The sequence below is a fragment of the Pseudobutyrivibrio sp. JW11 genome, assembly GCF_900115355.1.
Taxonomy (GTDB): domain Bacteria; phylum Bacillota; class Clostridia; order Lachnospirales; family Lachnospiraceae; genus Pseudobutyrivibrio; species Pseudobutyrivibrio ruminis.
Map to the genome: position 1 here is coordinate 1 of NZ_FOWB01000003.1, position 17,514 is coordinate 17,514.

Genomic DNA, 17,514 nt, shown 5'->3' on the forward strand with positions numbered 1-17,514 from the left:
GAAGGATTTGAGGATAGTATAACAATCATGGCATTGCCTTCAAAATATCGTATCTCTTTAAGAACAAGTAACATCATCGAACGAGAAAACAGAGAAATAAGACGACGTGAAAAAGTAATACAAATCTTTCCTAACAGCGAATCAATCATTCGACTTATTGGAGCAATCCTCTACGATGATCACAATGACTGGAGCGTAGCTCAGAGGCTTTTTGACATGCAGGAGTACTACGATAACCTCAATAAAATACAAAAGGAGCTCATAAAAATGAGAGTGGCCTGAGGAATACTATTTTAACTGAAAGATGAATTTACACACAAATATGGACTTGACTGTATCATCATAAGAAACTCCAGAGATGTAAGTATTAAACAAGAGAAAAAGAAGAATATAATACTTAGGACCGGCATCATCATACAAAAAACAGAGCTGTAAGTATTAAATGAAGTATTAAAATAGAAAAAAGGATTTGCTCAATACTTTCCAGCGTATTCTCAACTGAAATACAGATTCAGATTGCCCCTCTCATCTTGACAGAATAGGGAAATTTTTCTATTATTAGATAAGTTTAAATGCGTTGATGGAGAGGAGTACACAGACCTCGTCCTGTAGAGAGGGCCGCTCACCGGCTGAAAGGTGGCCTAGGATAGAATTGTGGAAGGTAGCTTCGGAGCAGGTGGTGAACAAAGCGCGGCCGGAAAAGTCGTGGATAAGCCAACCCGAGTCGTTCCCGTAAGGAATAAGATGAGTTATAAATGCAGGTGGTAACGCGAATTTTCGCCCTGTGTACGTAGTAATACGTGCATAGGGCTTTTTTAATGCCTAGAAAGGAAAAGAAAATGAAAGAATTAGCAAAAACTTATGATCCTAAGGGTCTGGAAGACAGACTCTATAAGAAGTGGGAGGAGAACGGCTATTTCCATGCTGAGGTTGATCGCAGCAAGAAGCCATTCACTATTGTGATGCCACCACCAAATATTACAGGACAGCTTCACATGGGACATGCATTAGATAACACAATGCAGGATATTCTTATCAGATACAAGAGAATGCAGGGATACTCAGCTCTTTGGCAGCCAGGTACTGACCATGCAGCTATCGCTACAGAGGTAAAGGTTATCGAGCACCTTAAGAAGCAGGGAATCGAAAAGGATGACCTTGGTCGTGAGGGATTCCTTGAAAAGTGCTGGGATTGGAAAGATGAGTATGGAACACGTATCATCAACCAGCTTAAGAAGATGGGTTCATCTGCTGATTGGGAGCGTGAGAGATTCACAATGGATGAAGGCTGCTCAAAGGCTGTAGAAGAAGTTTTTGTTAAGCTTTACAACGAAGGCTACATCTACAAGGGCAACCGTATTATTAACTGGTGTCCAGTTTGCCAGACTTCTATTTCAGATGCAGAAGTAGAGCATGAGGAGCAGGCAGGACATTTCTGGCACATGAAGTACGAAATCGTAGGAGAGCCAGGTCGCTACGTAACATTCGCTACAACACGTCCAGAGACAATGCTTGGTGATACAGCTGTAGCTGTTAACCCTAAGGATGAAAGATATCAGGATATCATTGGCAAGACAGTAATGCTTCCATTTGTAAATCGTGAGATTCCTGTTGTTGCAGATGAATATGTAGATATGGAATTTGGTACAGGTGTTGTTAAGATTACTCCAGCACATGACCCTAACGATTTTGAGGTAGGAAAGAGACATAACCTTCCTGTTATCAATGTTCTCAATGATGATGCTACTATCAATTCAAACGGTGGCGAGTTTGAGGGAATGGATAGATACGAAGCTCGTGAAATCATCGTTAAGAAGATGGACGAGATGGGTCTCCTTGTAAAAATCGAAGACCATACACACAATGTTGGTACACATGATAGATGTAACACAACAGTAGAACCAATGGTTAAGCCACAGTGGTTCGTTGCAATGGAAGAGCTTGCAAAGCCAGCTATCGAGGCTATCAAGACTGGCGAGCTTCAGTTCGTTCCAAAGAATTATGACAAGACATATTTACACTGGCTTGAGAATATTCGTGATTGGTGTATTTCACGTCAGTTATGGTGGGGCCACAGAATCCCTGCTTACTACTGCGAGAAGTGTGGTGAGACAGTTGTTGCTAAAGCTTCAGAGGCTCCAACAGTTTGCCCTAAGTGCGGACACACTCATATGAAGCAGGATGAGGATACACTTGATACATGGTTCTCATCAGCTCTTTGGCCATTCTCAACACTTGGTTGGCCAAACAACACAGAAGAGCTTGATTACTTCTATCCAACAGACGTACTTGTTACTGGATACGATATCATCTTCTTCTGGGTAATCAGAATGGTATTCTCAGGATACGCTCACACAGGTAAGAGCCCATTCCACACAGTACTTATCCACGGCCTTGTTAGAGATTCACAGGGACGTAAGATGTCTAAGTCACTTGGAAATGGTATTGATCCACTTGAGATTATTGATAAGTATGGCGCTGATGCACTTCGTCTTACTCTTATCACAGGTAATGCACCTGGAAATGATATGAGATTCTACAACGAGCGTGTTGAAAACAGCCGTAACTTCGCAAACAAGGTATGGAATGCTTCACGTTTCATCATGATGAATCTTGCTGACAATCAGGTTACTGAGCCAGCAACAGCAGACCTTGCAACAGAAGATAAGTGGATTATCTCTAAGGTAAACACACTTGCAAAAGATGTTACAGAAAACATGGATAAGTATGAGCTTGGTATTGCAGTTCAGAAAGTTTATGACTTCATTTGGGATGAGTTCTGCGATTGGTATATCGAAATTGTAAAGCCACGTATGTACTCAGAGGAATATACAGCAAGCAAGAATGCAGCACTTTGGACAGCTAAGTTTGCACTTACAAATGCACTTAAGCTTCTTCATCCATTCATGCCATTCATCACAGAAGAAATCTTCTGCACTCTTCAGAGCGAGGAAGAAACAATCATGCTTTCAGCTTGGCCTGAGTATGATGAGACAAAGAACTTCCCAGTTGATGAGGCAAAGGTTGAGCGTGCAAAGGATGTTGTTCGTGGCATGAGACAGCTTCGTACAGATATGGATGTTCCACCTTCAAAGAAGGCAGCTATCCACATCGTTTCAGATAATGCTGAAGTACGTGCTACATTTGATGAGATTACACCAATCTTCAAGACACTTGCAGGTGCAACAGAAGTATATGTTCAGGCAGATAAGCTTGGCATTGGCGATGATGCTGTTTCAGCAGTTATTCCTGATGCAACACTCTTTGTTCCACTTGAGGATCTTGTAGATTTTGAAAAGGAAAAAGAGCGTCTTACAAAGGAAAAAGAGAAGCTTGAGAAAGAGCTTGCTCGTTCACGCGGAATGCTTTCAAATGAAAAGTTTATGAGCAAGGCTCCAGAGGCAAAGGTTGCCGAAGAGCGTGAAAAGCTCGCAAAATATGAGGCGATGATGGCACAGGTTGAGGCCCGCCTCGCATCTATGAAATAGGAGGAAATTATGGATATTAAGAACATTTTAAGCAAATGCGATCACACACTTCTTGGTGTGGATGCAACATGGAACGACATTAAGGGGATTGTTGATGATGGAATGAAGTATGAGACTGCTTCAGTATGCATCCCAGCTAGCTTTGTAAAGCAGGCTGCTGATTATGTAAAGGAGCAGGGTGGACATCTTCCAATCTGTACAGTAATTGGCTTCCCTAATGGTTATGCAACAACAGCTTCTAAGTGCTTCATGGCTACAGATGCTGTAAATAATGGTGCAGAAGAAGTAGATATGGTTATCAACGTAGGCTGGGTAAAGGAAGGCCGTTATGATGACGTTCTTGCTGAGATTAACGCAATCAAGGCTGCTTGCAATGGAAAGCTTTTAAAGGTAATCATTGAGTGCTGCCTTCTTACAGACGAAGAGAAGATTAAGATGTGCGAAGTTGTTTCTAAGTCAGATGCAGATTACATCAAGACATCAACAGGCTTCTCTACAGGCGGAGCTACATTTGATGATATCAAGCTTATGGCAGATCACATGACAAACGGCAAGCTTATCAAGGCCGCAGGCGGAATTGCATCGCTTGAGGATGCTCAGAAGTTTATCGACCTTGGAGCATCTAGACTTGGTACAAGTAGAGTTGTAAAAGCTGTAAAAGGACTTCCAAACGACGGTAAATACTAATCAGCTGTGAAATTTTCATGAAAATTCTAGTAAAATTAGAATATTTCATGACAAAATTAGAAATAATAACTATAATTATCTTAATATAGTACTGTACGTGTACTATGGATATTATGTACTTAAAATACTACTAGCATAATGTTTTGGGGGACTTATGGCTCAGCCGGTTAGCGCGTTTGCACCAAAAGTACAAGTATCATCAGACGGTTTGGAAGCTACTATGACTTTCAAGATTCCTGATGGAAAAAATGAAGTACCTAAGTTTACTGCAGCACAGTTACTTGGGTTCTTGAGTAATGCCAATGTTTCCTTTGGTATCGACCAAGAGATGTTGGCAAGGCTTGCCGATAGTCCTATTTACGGAAGGCCTATCAAGGTTGCAACGGGCACACCACAGCAGCAAGGTACCCCGGGATATTATGAGTATCTTTTTGATACAAACTTCAATAGAAAACCAACAATTCGTCCAGATGGCACTGCCGACTATATGAGTATTAAAACAATAGAGACAGTGCAGAAGGGCGATGTTATTGCTACATATCACCCAGCAGTTCAAGGCAGTAGAGGTATGTCTGTTCGTGGACAGATTCTCGAGCCTAAGCCTGTGAGAGATTTGCCACCATTGATTGGTAGAGGCTTTGACAGATCGAGTGACAATCTTACATACACAGCAAAGATTGATGGAAAAATAGAGGTAAATCAGGGAAAGATTCTGGTTTCTCCTGTTCATGAAGTGCAAGGTGATGTTGGCATAGAAACAGGTAACATCAAGTTTAACGGTGATGTTATTGTGCATGGCGGCGTACATGATGGTGCCGTTATTGATGCAGCAGGAAATGTCATAATACATGGGCTTATAGAGGATTGTGACATTCGCGCAGGCAAGGATTTATTCTTGCTTTCAGGCGTAAAGGGAAATGAAAAAACAATTATTGATTGCAAGGGCTCAATCACAGCTCAGTTCGTAGAGTATGCAATCATCACATGTTCGGGCAATATTACAGCAGATTATTTCTTTAAGAGTAAAATCTCCTGTGATGGCCACATAGAATTAAATGGAAACAATGCTTCTATTATAGGAGGATATGTTTCTGCAGTTCAGGGTGTAGAGGTCAATGATATTGGCAACTCATTTGGAACTATTACAAATGTATCAGTAGGCGTAGATGTTGAGCGTGCTGCTGAATACGAGATGTTAGCGAAGAAAATAATGGCTCTTAATGCCAATGTTCAGAAGATAAAAAAAGGTATCGAGGACTTCGACAAGCTAGGCGAAGAACGAGGTATCAATGTTAAAGAAGATCCAAGACGTATGCAGCTTCTGCGTGTACGTATTCGTGATGAGGCAATCGTTTTGGAAGAAACCAAAAAGCTTAATTACATGAAAGAAGTTATTATGTCTGGCAAGGACGCTACTATCAAGGTGTATAGACGTCTATATGCAGGAAGCAATCTTTCTGTAGATGATCATCATGCAAGTATCAACGAAACTCATGAAGCAATCGAGATAGAAAAAAGCGAAGAAGGCATAAGACTGGTTAAAATAAGAGGCTAGACAGAGGTAAATCATGATAGATTTCGAAGAAGAATTAAAAAAATATGAACCTGCCATAGAAGTAGAGCAGGCCGAGGCAGATATTAAGGCCAGAGACTTAACAGATTTAACAGATTTGTTGATGAACTTATCTACTCAGCAGAATAACGGGAAATAATTGAAGCTTATATTTTACGGAGAATAATAAATGCAATGTTTTATGTGTGGTACCGAAGTTGGTAACGACAAAGTTTGTTACAACTGCGGTGCCGATATTTTGTTATACAAACAAATCATATACACATCCTATGTGTTCTATAATCAGGGCTTGGAAAAGGCCAAAGTCAAGGACTTATCTGGTGCAATTGATTCACTGAAATCATCACTTCAATACTACAAGTATAATACTAGAGCACGTAACCTTCTTGGACTCTGCTATTATCAGACAGGAGAGATGGTTAGAGCTCTAAACGAATGGGTCCTTTCAAAAAATCTGCAGGAAGAGGATAATCCTGATGCGGACAGATATCTTGCAGAAATCGAGAGTGATCCAGGATTATTAACAAAAACTAATTCCACAATCAAAAAATACAATCAGGCTATCGAATATTGCAAGGCTGGTAGTAGAGATTTGGCTATGATTCAGCTGAAAAAGGTTGTAAGCCAGAATCCAAATTTTGTAAAGGCTTTGCAGTTGCTTTCTCTTCTTTATATCCAGGAAAAGAAGTATGCTGACGCAAGGAAATTCCTGAGTCAGGCAGCTAAAATCGATAGCAATAATACTACGACAATACGATATATCCACGAGGTGAAGGAACGTCTCAAGGAGCAGAATACCGGCAGAAGAAGAAAGAAAAACGATGTAGTTACTTTCGCAGATGGTAACGACACAGTTATCATGTCTGAGAATTCATTTAGAAGCATGTTGGACAACTCACGAGCAAGCTTCATGAATATTTTGCTTGGATTGGTTATCGGTTTATTGATTTGTTTCTTCCTTGTTGTGCCAACTGTTAGAGACAATATGACAGATGATAATACTGACACTGTCCTTGCTTTAAATGAAGAATTATCAGATGCAAAAACAGAGAATGAATCTCTTCAATCAGAAATCGAAAGCTTACAGTCAAGCTTAAGCGCTTATGACGACAAGCAGGATATTGCTACATCATACGATAATCTATTCGCAGCTCAGAATTATTACAACGAGGGTGATAGTGTTACTGCAGCTGATTACATTCAGCTTGTTACAAGGGATGTGCTTGGAGAACAGGGACAGACTGCATATGACAACCTATATGCTAGCTTGTCACCTACAATTATCCAGGGGTATTACGATGATGGCAATAACTTCTACACAGAAGAAAATTACGAAAGCGCAATAACAAATTTCAAGACAGTTGTTGAAATAGACGAGACATACAATAGCGGAGCAGCTCTATTTTTACTTGGAGATTGCTACAGACTTACAGGAGAAACTGAACTAGCACTTGAATGCTTTAATCGTGTTGTTGAGCTCTACCCAAGTAATAAATGGGGCAAGCAGGCAAAGGTTTACATTGCTGCTGATGACACAGAATTAAGTGCTACAGAAGTAGGTGAATAATATGACAGATTTTGAATTAGTAAAGTTAGCTCTAGAAGCTAGAGAAATGGCGTACACACCATATTCTCATCATAAAGTTGGCGCTGCTCTTTTATGCAAAGATGGCACAGTTTTCAAGGGATGCAATGTAGAAAACGCAGGATACACTCCTACAAATTGTGCTGAGAGAACTGCAGTGTTCAAAGCAGTAAGCGAGGGCTACAAAGAATACGAAGCCATTGCAGTAGTTGGTGGAATGGATAATCTAAAGGATCTTCCTCTTTGTGCACCATGCGGTGTATGCCGTCAGGTTCTTAATGAATTTGGTGATCCTGATACCTTTAGAATTATTCTTGCAGAAGTTAAAAATGTAGATGATTTGTCTAACATTACAGAGGATGATGTTAAAATGACAAACAAAACCTTAAAAGAGATACTTCCACTGGGGTTTGGACCTAAAAACTTGTATATAGAATAGTCACAAAAAGTCCTATATTTGTTGCAAAAATAGCAAAATAAATTATAATTTAACTATGTGTTTCTTTATCAGAAGAAACAAAGCAAATAGGAGGAATAGAAGAATGAAAAAGAAGTTATTAAGTGTACTTCTCGTAGCTGCTATGGCTGTATCAACATTTGTTGCATGTGGATCATCTGCATCATCTGACAGCACATCGGCTACAACAACTGAGGGGGCTGCAGATACTGAGGCAGCAAGCGATTTCAGAATCGCAATGATTACTGACTCTGGTGATATCACAGATCAGTCATTCAACCAGACAACATACGAGGCTATTCAGGCATTTTCTGCTGAGACAGGTGCTGATTTCCAGTACTACAAGCCAGCAGACAACACAGACGATGACCGTGTTGCTGCATTTGAGAACGCAGTAGCTGATGGTTACAACGTAGTAGTTTGTCCAGGTTATCTTTTCGCTGCTATGATCGCAGAAGTTGCTGACACTTATCCAGATGTTACAATCATCGCACTTGACTGTGGTGAGGGCGACTTCGCTGATGCAGGCATGACAGAAATCCCTTCAAACGTATGTGCATTCACATACCAGGAAGAGCTTGCTGGTTACATGGCAGGTTATGCAGTAGTTAAAGAAGGCTATACAAAGCTTGGTTTCCTTGGTGGTATCGCTGTTCCAGCTGTTATCCGTTATGGATACGGTTTCGTAGCAGGTGCTGATAAGGCTGCTGAGGAGCTTGGAAATTCTTCTGAGGTTGAAGTTAATTATGTATATGGTGGTCAGTTCCAGGGTGATGAGGCTATCACAGCTACTATGGATTCTTGGTACTCAAACGGTACTGAAATCGTATTCGCTTGTGGTGGTGGTATCTACACATCAGCTTGCGAAGCTGCTGTAAAGGCTGACGGACACGTTGTTGGTGTCGACGTTGATCAGTCAGGCGTAATTCACGATCAGTATGATGTTGAGGGTCTTTGCGTAACATCTGCTATGAAGGGTCTTGCTGCAACAGTAGAGGCTACACTTACAGATGTTGTCGATGGAAATTGGGATGCTCATGCAGGAAAGATCGAGAACCTTGGTCTTGTATCAGGTACAGATCCTTCTTTAAACTATGTTCAGCTTCCAACAGACACATGGACAATGCAAAACTTCACAGTTGATGATTACAACACACTTGTTTCTCAGATGTATGATGGAACAATCACAGTTGACGTAAGCATCGATGCTATGCCAACAACAACAATCAAGGTTACAGAGTTTGATAATATTCACTAAGGCGTAACTAGATTACAAAGGGAAGGCTTAGTCCTTCCCTTTTTTTGGAATTATAGCAAGGCTTTAAAAATCCTTATATGAGGTGTAATGATTTTTATGGTTTTGCTAGCTGAGTCAGGCTAGGCGTAAATCAAAAATTTTATTGTAGAAAGGTATTGCGATGGAAGATTATGTAATTGAGATGCTGCATATTACAAAAGAATTTCCAGGCATAATTGCAAATGACGACATCACTTTGCAACTTAAGCGCGGAGAAATTCATGCACTTCTCGGTGAAAATGGAGCTGGAAAGTCCACGCTTATGAGCGTTCTTTTTGGACTGTACACTCCAGAAAAGGGAGTAATTAAAAAAGACGGTAAAGAGGTTAAAATTAGTAATCCAAATGATGCTACTGACCTAGGTATCGGAATGGTTCATCAGCATTTCATGTTGGTAGATATCTTTTCGGTACTTGATAACATCATTCTTGGATCAGAGCCAAGCAAGTTTGGTTTCCTCACAAAGGAAGAAGCCAGAGCAAAGGTTATTAGATTGTCTGAAAAGTACAATCTTAAGGTTGATCCTGATGCTATGGTAGAGGATATCACTGTTGGTATGCAGCAGCGTGTAGAAATCCTTAAGATGCTTTACAGAGATAACGAAGTTCTTATCTTTGATGAGCCTACAGCTGTTCTTACACCTCAGGAAATAGATGAGCTTATGAAAATCATGAAGGAGCTTGCAGCAGAAGGTAAGTCAATTCTCTTCATCACTCACAAGCTCAACGAAATCATGGAAGTTGCTGACAGATGTTCAATCCTTAGAAAGGGTAAATACATCGGTACAGTTGATGTTGCAAACACTACCAAGGAAGAGCTTTCTTCTATGATGGTTGGACGTAATGTAAAGTTTGCAGTAGACAAGGCACCAGCAAATCCTGGCAAAGAAGTATTGAAGGTAGAGAATGTTTGTGTAAAGAGTAAGATTCATTCAAATGATTCTGTACACAACGTTTCATTCAATGTTCGCGCCGGTGAAATCGTATGTATCGCTGGTATCGACGGAAATGGTCAGACAGAGTTCGTTGGAGCTCTTACAGGTCTCGATGATATTTCAAGTGGTAAAATCACTCTTTGTGGTGAGGATATCACAAAGAAATCTATCAGATATAAGAACACACATGGTATGAGTCATGTCCCAGAAGACAGACATAAGCATGGTCTTGTTCTTGACTATACTCTCGAGGAAAACATGATTCTTCAGAGATATTTCCAGCCAGCTTTCCAGAAGTGTGGACTTATCAAAAAGAAAGAGATGAGACAGTACTCTGACAGACTTGCAAGTGCATTTGATGTTCGTTCTGGCCAGGGCGCTCGCACAATTGTCCGTTCTATGTCTGGTGGTAACCAGCAGAAGGCTATCGTTGCTCGTGAGATGGATAGAGACCATGAGCTTCTTGTTGCAGTTCAGCCTACAAGAGGTCTTGATGTTGGTGCTATCGAATATATCCACGAGGAAATCGTTAAAGAGAGAGACAACGGTAAGGCAATCTTACTTGTTTCTTTAGAGTTGGATGAGGTTATGAACCTATCTGATAGAATTCTTGTCATGTATGAAGGTGAAATCGTTGGAGAGGTAGATCCAAAGCAGACTACACTTCAGGAACTCGGCCTTTATATGTCAGGCGCAAAGCGAGACAACGGAAAGGAGGCTAACTAATGGGAGAGAAGATTAGCTTTTTTAGACGCCCTGCCGTTCAGACGATTATTGCGTCAATTCTATGTGCAGTTTTAGGTATATTCATCGGATATATCATTCTACTTACAATGAATGCTGAGCATGCGACTGAAGGTATGCAGGCAATCATTACAAACTTTTTCAAGTTTAGCGGGAACTCAACAGTTCTTATGAAATACATGGGATCATTCCTTGTAAAATCAATGCCACTTATTCTTTGTGCTGAAGCAATTCTTTTTGCTTACAAAGCCGGATTGTTCAATATCGGAGCTGCCGGTCAGTACACAGTAGGTATTATCGCCAGCCTTTATTGCTCATTGGCACTTGGTTGGAACTGGTTCTTATGTGTTGTTGCAGCAATTGCTGCAGGTGCTCTTTGGGGATTTATGGCAGGACTCCTTAAGGCATACTTCAACGTAAACGAAGTTATCGCAGGTATCATGCTCAACTGGATTGGCTTATATCTTTGCAACATTATCATTGGTGGCGAAAAATGTATGAATCAGACAAAGTCTGAGACATTTGATATTGTATCAGTTAATCCTTCAGCAATATTACCTGGATTCATACAGGATTTCTTCGGTGGCAATAAATACACAACAATCGCAATACCAGCAACAATTATTATTGCTATCGCAATCCTTGTAGTTCTTAACAAGACAACATTTGGTTATGAATTAAAGGCAACAGGTCACAACAAAGAGGCTGCTAAATATGCAGGTATGAATGCAAAGCGCAATATCATCCTTACACTTGTTATTTCAGGTGCCATTTCAGGATTTGCAGCTTCTCAGTTCTATCTTACAGGAATGGAGCACTACACAATTTCTGCTTCAGTTCCAGGCATGGGATTCTCAGGAATCGCCGTTGCGTTCCTTGGTGGTTTACATCCAATCGGAACAATTTTCGCTGGCTTATTTGTAGAGTACATCACTCTTGGTGGTCAGTACCTCAACACAAACTATTACAACCCACAGGTTGCTGATTTAGTTATCGCTATTATCATTTACCTTTGCGGTTTCGTATTGTTCTTTAAGACATTAGTTAATAGACCAGCTAAGGTAAAGGTTAACGCCAATGCCGAGCCAGCAACAAAGTCAGCTAAGGCTGAAGAAAAGGAGGTGTAGTATGGCTTTACTTATTCAATACACCCTCATCTCATCAGCAGTACTGATTCTTGTAGCTTTGGGTGGTATGTTCTCAGAGCGAAGCGGTATCATCAATCTTGGTCTTGAAGGAATCATGGTATTCGGAGCTATGGCAGGTGCTATGGTAATGGTTCTTGTTCCTGAAAATTGGCCAAAGGCAGCAATCATCGTTTGCACACTTTGTGCAGCAGCAATCGCAGGTATGCTTTCATCACTGTTAATCGCAGTTGCCTGCATCAACTTCAAGGCAGATCAGACCCTTGTAGGTACAGCTGTAAACATGCTTGCAACAGCAGCAGCGACTGTTATTATCAAGGCTTTCAACACAACACGTTCTCACGGTTCAGATTTCTCTGCAAAGCTTGATTACAACAGAGGTTACAAAGCATTTATTATTCACACTAGCAAAATCGACTTCAACTGGTTTGAGGTTGTTGGTTTAGTTCTTCTTGTAGCAGCGATTGTCGTATTCTACAAGACAAAGTTTGCTCTTAGACTTAGAGCATGTGGTGAGCATCCACAGGCAGCAGATTCAGTAGGTATCAATGTATACGCTATGAGATATGCAGGTGTTCTTATTTCAGGATTCCTTGCAGGTATCGGTGGTATTATCTACATCGCAGCTGCAAACTCAACATGGCATTTTGATTACGGTGTTGCCGGAGCAGGTTTCCTTGCTCTTGCAGTTATGATTTTTGGTCAGTGGAAGCCAGAGCGTATTGCGTGGTCAGCAATCCTCTTCGCTGTATTTAGATCACTTTCAAACGTATATACAGCAATCGGATTCTTACATGCATTACCTATTTCAGGAACTGTTTACAACATGTTCCCTTACATTGTTTCACTTATCGTTCTTGCATTTACATCACAGAATTCACGTGCACCAAAGGCAGAAGGAATTCCATACGATAAAGGTGCTAGATAAATTGTCATATGAAAATAATTAACGTAGACGAAATGAAGCCGGGAATGATTCTGGCGGAAAAGATAATAAGTCCTAAGGGACAGGTTCTTGCCGATGAAGGTACAGCCATAACAGCTCAGCAGCTTTTGCACATGAGCTATTATGGCATCAAGGAACTAAAGATTCAGGACGAGGAAGATGCGATTGAAAAATATCAATTCGATGCGCCTGATGAGTTCATCGGTGAGACCCAGTCTTGGCGAATTCTCAATAGTGAGGAGTTCAAAGAGTTCAAGCGAGCATATGAAAAATGCTCCGATAGGCTTGAAGGGATTATCAGTGATTTTGCTGAGAAACAAGGGGCATTGGATGATACCGAATTAATCCAGGAGATTCATTCGGTGTTTGAAAAGCATTCTACAGGTCTTGGCATTATGGCTATGATGCTAAACATTCAGGAGATTGACCGTAGCACATTCAGGCATTCTGTGAATGTGGCAATCATTTCCAGAGTGTGTGGAGGATGGCTTGGTATTACAGATGAGAAAGAGCTTGATGTTCTTACTATGTGTGGTCTTTATCACGATATAGGAAAATCTCTTGTGCCTCACAGTATTTTGACAAAGCCAGGTCCACTTAATGCAGAAGAGTATGGTCGAATGGCCGAGCATCCACTTCTCGGATATAATCTGCTTAGTGATTTGCCAATAGATAGACGCATAAAGCTTGCTGCTCTTCAGCACCATGAGCGTAATGATGGCAGTGGTTATCCTTATGGTCTTACAAAGGACTTTATTAATCCTTTTTCAAAGATAATTGCTATTACAGATGTGTATGACGCTATGACAGCTGATAGAGTATATCGAGCTGGAATTTGTCCATTTGAAGTAATTGCTCAGTTCCAAAGAGTGGAGCCAAGCAAGTACGATCAAAATGTATTACATGTCTTTCTACAGAATATTGCCCAGTCCTATATTGGGACAGGTGTGCTTCTTTCGGATAATTCTCGTGGAATTATCACTATGGTTAAAAAGAACGCTTTAGCAAGTCCACTAATACAGCTGGATGACGGTTCGTTCGTAGATTTGCAGGAGCGTACAGATTTGTACATTAGAGCTTGTATATAAAGAAAAGCTAGGAGTTATTGCTCCTAGCTTTTTTGTTTATGCACATATAAGTGATTATTTTAATAGATTATCAACAACCCCAAGTCCATCAAATGTTGCAAGATAATCCTTGATTGTTTCTGGACGACGGATAAGCTTGAAGCTACCATCTTCCTTGAGAAGAACTTCAGCGCTCTTAAGCTTTCCATTGTAGTTATAACCCATTGAGTAGCCGTGTGCACCTGTATCGTGGATAAATAGGATGTCTCCCATATCGATTTGTGGAAGCTGACGGTCTACAGCGAATTTATCGCAATTCTCACAGAGTGAACCAGTGATGTCATATACCTTATCCTCTGGAGCATTTTCCTTTCCAAGAACTGTTATATGATGATATGAACCGTATACAGCTGGACGCATAAGGTCTACAGCACATGCATCCACTCCGATGTACTCCTTGTAAATGTGCTTTTCGTGGATAGCTGTTGTAACAAGTCCACCATAAGGTCCCATCATAAAACGACCCATTTCAGTGAAGATAGCAACATCTCCAAGGCCGGCAGGAACAAGAATCTCATCAAAGGCCTTGTGAACGCCTTCGCCGATCACTGCAATATCGTTTGGTTTTTGATCTGGGCGGTATGCAATACCAACACCGCCAGAAAGATTAACAAATGAAATGGCAATACCTGTCTTTTCTTTAAGCTCAACAATAAGTTCAAATAAAGTCTTTGCAAGGGCAGGGTAGTAATCATTTGTAACAGTGTTTGAAACAAGGAATGCATGGATTCCAAATTCCTCAACGCCCTTATCTCTGAGAACCTGATATGCCTCGAAAATCTGCTCCTTAGTCATTCCGTATTTGCTATCCCCAGGGTTGTCCATGATGCCGTTTGAAAGCTCATATACGCCGCCCGGATTGTATCTGCAACACATCTTCTTAGGAAAATGTCCTACGGATTTCTCGTAGAAATCAATGTGTGTAAAGTCGTCTAAATTTACAATGACTCCTAAATCATCAGCGTACTTGAATTCGCTAGCAGGAGTATCATTAGAAGAAAACATTATATCGTCTTTTTTGAAACCAATCTGGTCAGATAATGCAAGCTCTACATATGATGCACAGTCAACGCCGCAACCTTCTTCCTGAAGAATCTTTAGGATGAATGGATTTGGATTTGCCTTAACAGCAAAATATTCTTTGAAACCTTTATTCCAGCTAAATGCCTTGTTTACCGCACGGGCATTTTCGCGGATTCCCTTTTCGTCATAAATGTTGAAAGGAGTTGGGATTGTTTGTGTAATTTCTTGAATCTTTTCTTTTGTAACAAATGGGGTTTTCATAGCTATTCATCTCCTTGACAATGATACTCAACTTTGATATGCTTTTTCTTGCTGAATAAGCAAGCTGGTGTGGCTCAGAGGTAGAGCACTTCCTTGGTAAGGAAGGGGTCACGGGTTCAATTCCCGTCACCAGCTCTTTTTTATTATCTTCTTTTCTCTGATTGGGAATACTTTAACATAATAAAGTGCTAATGTAAACTGATTTTACACAACTGATTATAATTTTAGGAGGTATATAAATGGAAACTAGTAAATATGTAGACTACATGGTAAATCAAACTGTTGATATTCTGGGCATAGATAGCCCTACAGGGTTCACAGCCACTGCAGCTAAGCATCTTATGGTAGAATATGAAAAGCTTGGTTATAAGCCTCAGATGACAACTAAGGGAGGTATCCTTGTTGATTTGGGAGGTAAGGCAGAGGATGATGCGCTTCTTATCGAAGCACACATGGATACACTTGGCGGAATGGTTTGCAAGATTAAGGATAATGGTAATCTTGAGCTTACTCCACTTGGTGGATTCAATCCAAACAATGGTGAGTCTGAGAACTGTCGCATCTACACCAGAGATGGCAAGGTTTACGAGGGAACATTCCAGCTCAATGACGCATCTGTTCACGTTAACGGAGATTACTCTACAAAGACACGTGAGTTTAAGGGAATGGAAGTGGTTGTTGATGAGGAGGTTTCATCTGCAGATGATACAAAGGAACTTGGCATCATGATTGGTGATATTGTTGCTTTCGAGCCACGTACACGAGTTACAGAGTCAGGCTATATCAAGAGTCGTTTCCTTGATGATAAGCTTTCTGTTGGAATTCTTCTTGGCCAGGCAAAATATTTAGCAGACAACAAAATTACACCAGAGAGAAAGGTATACCATCACATCACTGTTTACGAAGAGGTTGGACATGGCGCATGCGGTACTGTTCCTGATGGCGTTACAGAGATTCTTTCAGTAGATATGGGATGCATTGGCGAGGGACTTGATTGCAAGGAGACACAGGTAAGTATCTGTGCGAAGGATAGCGGTGGCCCTTACAACTATGATGTGGTTTCTGCTTTGATAAAGGCCGCTAGAGAGAATGATATCGATTTTGCGGTAGATGTTTACCCTCACTATGGTTCGGACGCTGATGCGGCTCTTAACGCGGGCTACGATGTAAAGCATGGACTTATAGGTGCTGGTGTTTATGCAAGCCACGGATACGAACGCTCTCACAAAAAGGGTGTTGAAAACACATTCAAGCTTCTTATCAACTATGTAAAATAAATAGAGCTGATTATATTAAAAAGACAAGGCTTAATGGGCCTTGTCTTTTTGTTTTATTTGAGGTTTTAGTTGTAATGTTTTAACACATCAAGTCCTAGCAATAAAGCTTTTTCGTGAGAGTCCTTTCCGAAATCTCTGGCATCGTAATCATGAACATTTGCCAAAGAATCTCCGGTGAAGAGGAACTGACCGAACTTGGCACCGCGCTTTTTACTAACAGCAGCAAGAGCAGAGCATTCCATTTCCACAACAGAACATCCCTCATCTAATCTATGTTTAACCATATCTTTTGTCTCTCTGAAAAATGCATCTGTAGTCCAGGTGGTGCAGGTTACAAATGGAAGATTATGAGCTTTGAAACAGCTTTCAATGGCCTCTACAGGCTCTGTATCAAGCTCGATAAAGGGAGAAGCAGGAAGGTAGTGATATGAAGTGCCTTCGGCTCTGAGGGCTTTTGTAGGAACGATAAAAGCGTTTTCAGGTAAATCAGCAAGTACACCGCAGGAACCAACTGCGATTATCTTTTCACACCCACATGCTATCAAAGAATCCAAAAGTGAAGCAGCGGCAGGAGCACCGATTATTGGCTGCACCAGGCAGATATCTTCATCGCCATTCTGCAAAACATAAATATTTACAATATGGGAAAAGGTTTTGAATTCTTCCACTTTTCTGGCATTGTGCTCCAGGGCGTATTTTTCAACTACATCACCTAGGAATGCAAAAAGACATTTCTTTGGAAGGGCTACATTATTCCATTCATATGCTGGAGCTATTACTTCAGCTGAGTGGTCGTCGTATTCAAGTATTGGTATGTCGTGTTTAATAATCATGGTGTTCCTCCCTTGTATTTTTAATGGATAGTATAACAATGTTGGGGAGGAAAATACAGAGTTATTTTAATTTTATAGCAATAACGAGAAGACAGCACCCATTGGAAAATCGCTTCGCGATGGGTGCGTCGTGGGAA

15 protein-coding genes and 1 tRNA gene are annotated in these 17,514 nt (G+C 40.8%); 14 read left to right on the forward strand and 2 right to left on the reverse strand.

Features of this window, described 5'->3' with window-relative positions; all coding sequences use genetic code 11:
- From BM102_RS03875 to BM102_RS03925, 12 genes are all read left to right on the forward strand, one after another.
- Nucleotides 1-282: transposase (locus BM102_RS03875; RefSeq protein WP_177194895.1), on the forward strand; the 282-nt coding region annotated here is incomplete at its 5' end.
- Nucleotides 283-839: 557 nt separating this feature from the next.
- The gene (locus BM102_RS03880) at nucleotides 840-3,488 is read left to right on the forward strand and encodes a valine--tRNA ligase (protein ID WP_090479090.1); all 2,649 of its coding nucleotides are present in this window, start codon (nucleotides 840-842) and stop codon (nucleotides 3,486-3,488) included.
- A gap of 9 nt (nucleotides 3,489-3,497) precedes the next feature.
- Nucleotides 3,498-4,175, forward strand: a complete 678-nt coding sequence (gene deoC, locus BM102_RS03885; protein WP_074788603.1) for a deoxyribose-phosphate aldolase — start codon at nucleotides 3,498-3,500, stop codon at nucleotides 4,173-4,175.
- A 154-nt stretch (nucleotides 4,176-4,329) separates the two neighbouring features.
- Nucleotides 4,330-5,730 (forward strand): FapA family protein, encoded by a 1,401-nt coding sequence (locus BM102_RS03890; protein WP_090479093.1) that lies wholly within the window; start codon nucleotides 4,330-4,332, stop codon nucleotides 5,728-5,730.
- Between the two features lie 13 nt (nucleotides 5,731-5,743).
- Nucleotides 5,744-5,887, forward strand: coding sequence for a hypothetical protein (locus tag BM102_RS14240; RefSeq protein WP_167541212.1), 144 nt, complete (start codon nucleotides 5,744-5,746; stop codon nucleotides 5,885-5,887).
- 30 nt (nucleotides 5,888-5,917) lie between these two features.
- On the forward strand, nucleotides 5,918-7,315 hold the full coding sequence (locus BM102_RS03895) for a tetratricopeptide repeat protein (protein ID WP_044936947.1): 1,398 nt from the start codon (nucleotides 5,918-5,920) through the stop codon (nucleotides 7,313-7,315).
- A gap of 1 nt (nucleotide 7,316) precedes the next feature.
- Nucleotides 7,317-7,772, forward strand: coding sequence for a cytidine deaminase (locus BM102_RS03900; protein WP_090479096.1), 456 nt, complete (start codon nucleotides 7,317-7,319; stop codon nucleotides 7,770-7,772).
- A 103-nt stretch (nucleotides 7,773-7,875) separates the two neighbouring features.
- Nucleotides 7,876-9,048, forward strand: a complete 1,173-nt coding sequence (locus BM102_RS03905; protein WP_090479099.1) for a BMP family lipoprotein — start codon at nucleotides 7,876-7,878, stop codon at nucleotides 9,046-9,048.
- 160 nt (nucleotides 9,049-9,208) lie between these two features.
- The gene (locus BM102_RS03910; RefSeq protein ID WP_044936954.1) at nucleotides 9,209-10,747 is read left to right on the forward strand and encodes an ABC transporter ATP-binding protein; all 1,539 of its coding nucleotides are present in this window, start codon (nucleotides 9,209-9,211) and stop codon (nucleotides 10,745-10,747) included.
- Nucleotides 10,747-11,892: an ABC transporter permease gene (locus tag BM102_RS03915; RefSeq protein WP_044936956.1), complete on the forward strand. Its 1,146-nt coding sequence runs from the start codon at nucleotides 10,747-10,749 to the stop codon at nucleotides 11,890-11,892. Before BM102_RS03910 ends, BM102_RS03915 begins: the two co-directional genes overlap by 1 nt.
- 1 nt (nucleotide 11,893) lies before the next feature.
- Nucleotides 11,894-12,838, forward strand: coding sequence for an ABC transporter permease (locus BM102_RS03920; RefSeq protein WP_044936959.1), 945 nt, complete (start codon nucleotides 11,894-11,896; stop codon nucleotides 12,836-12,838).
- An 8-nt stretch (nucleotides 12,839-12,846) separates the two neighbouring features.
- The gene (locus BM102_RS03925; RefSeq protein ID WP_090479102.1) at nucleotides 12,847-13,944 is read left to right on the forward strand and encodes an HD-GYP domain-containing protein; all 1,098 of its coding nucleotides are present in this window, start codon (nucleotides 12,847-12,849) and stop codon (nucleotides 13,942-13,944) included.
- 54 nt (nucleotides 13,945-13,998) lie between these two features.
- Here the strand turns inward: BM102_RS03925 and BM102_RS03930 are convergent, their stop codons facing one another.
- The gene (locus BM102_RS03930; RefSeq protein WP_074788609.1) at nucleotides 13,999-15,267 is read right to left on the reverse strand and encodes a diaminopimelate decarboxylase; all 1,269 of its coding nucleotides are present in this window, start codon (nucleotides 15,265-15,267) and stop codon (nucleotides 13,999-14,001) included.
- Between the two features lie 63 nt (nucleotides 15,268-15,330).
- Between BM102_RS03930 and BM102_RS03935 the strand changes: the two genes are divergently transcribed.
- Together BM102_RS03935 and BM102_RS03940 are read left to right on the forward strand one after the other, a co-directional pair.
- Nucleotides 15,331-15,402 (forward strand) — tRNA-Thr (locus BM102_RS03935).
- A 104-nt stretch (nucleotides 15,403-15,506) separates the two neighbouring features.
- Complete coding sequence (locus BM102_RS03940) at nucleotides 15,507-16,544, forward strand: M42 family metallopeptidase (protein ID WP_090479105.1); 1,038 nt, start codon at nucleotides 15,507-15,509, stop codon at nucleotides 16,542-16,544.
- Nucleotides 16,545-16,609: 65 nt separating this feature from the next.
- On the opposite strand, the gene BM102_RS03945 is transcribed toward BM102_RS03940, so the two are convergent.
- A complete protein-coding gene (locus BM102_RS03945; protein ID WP_090479108.1) occupies nucleotides 16,610-17,377 on the reverse strand; it encodes a nucleoside phosphorylase in 768 nt (255 codons plus the stop codon).
- Nucleotides 17,378-17,514 lie beyond the last annotated feature (137 nt).

Bases quoted from the DNA above. Each gene is read 5' to 3' on its own strand.
- BM102_RS03945 (WP_090479108.1), bottom strand. From the start codon at position 17,377: ATGATTATTAAACACGACATACCAATACTTGAATACGACGACCACTCA.
- BM102_RS03915 (WP_044936956.1), top strand. From the start codon at position 10,747: ATGGGAGAGAAGATTAGCTTTTTTAGACGCCCTGCCGTTCAGACGATT.
- BM102_RS03880 (WP_090479090.1), top strand. From the start codon at position 840: ATGAAAGAATTAGCAAAAACTTATGATCCTAAGGGTCTGGAAGACAGA.
- BM102_RS03910 (WP_044936954.1), top strand. From the start codon at position 9,209: ATGGAAGATTATGTAATTGAGATGCTGCATATTACAAAAGAATTTCCA.
- BM102_RS03940 (WP_090479105.1), top strand. From the start codon at position 15,507: ATGGAAACTAGTAAATATGTAGACTACATGGTAAATCAAACTGTTGAT.
- BM102_RS03920 (WP_044936959.1), top strand. From the start codon at position 11,894: ATGGCTTTACTTATTCAATACACCCTCATCTCATCAGCAGTACTGATT.
- BM102_RS14240 (WP_167541212.1), top strand. From the start codon at position 5,744: ATGATAGATTTCGAAGAAGAATTAAAAAAATATGAACCTGCCATAGAA.
- BM102_RS03900 (WP_090479096.1), top strand. From the start codon at position 7,317: ATGACAGATTTTGAATTAGTAAAGTTAGCTCTAGAAGCTAGAGAAATG.
- BM102_RS03930 (WP_074788609.1), bottom strand. From the start codon at position 15,267: ATGAAAACCCCATTTGTTACAAAAGAAAAGATTCAAGAAATTACACAA.
- BM102_RS03895 (WP_044936947.1), top strand. From the start codon at position 5,918: ATGCAATGTTTTATGTGTGGTACCGAAGTTGGTAACGACAAAGTTTGT.
- BM102_RS03905 (WP_090479099.1), top strand. From the start codon at position 7,876: ATGAAAAAGAAGTTATTAAGTGTACTTCTCGTAGCTGCTATGGCTGTA.
- BM102_RS03925 (WP_090479102.1), top strand. From the start codon at position 12,847: ATGAAAATAATTAACGTAGACGAAATGAAGCCGGGAATGATTCTGGCG.
- deoC (WP_074788603.1), top strand. From the start codon at position 3,498: ATGGATATTAAGAACATTTTAAGCAAATGCGATCACACACTTCTTGGT.
- BM102_RS03890 (WP_090479093.1), top strand. From the start codon at position 4,330: ATGGCTCAGCCGGTTAGCGCGTTTGCACCAAAAGTACAAGTATCATCA.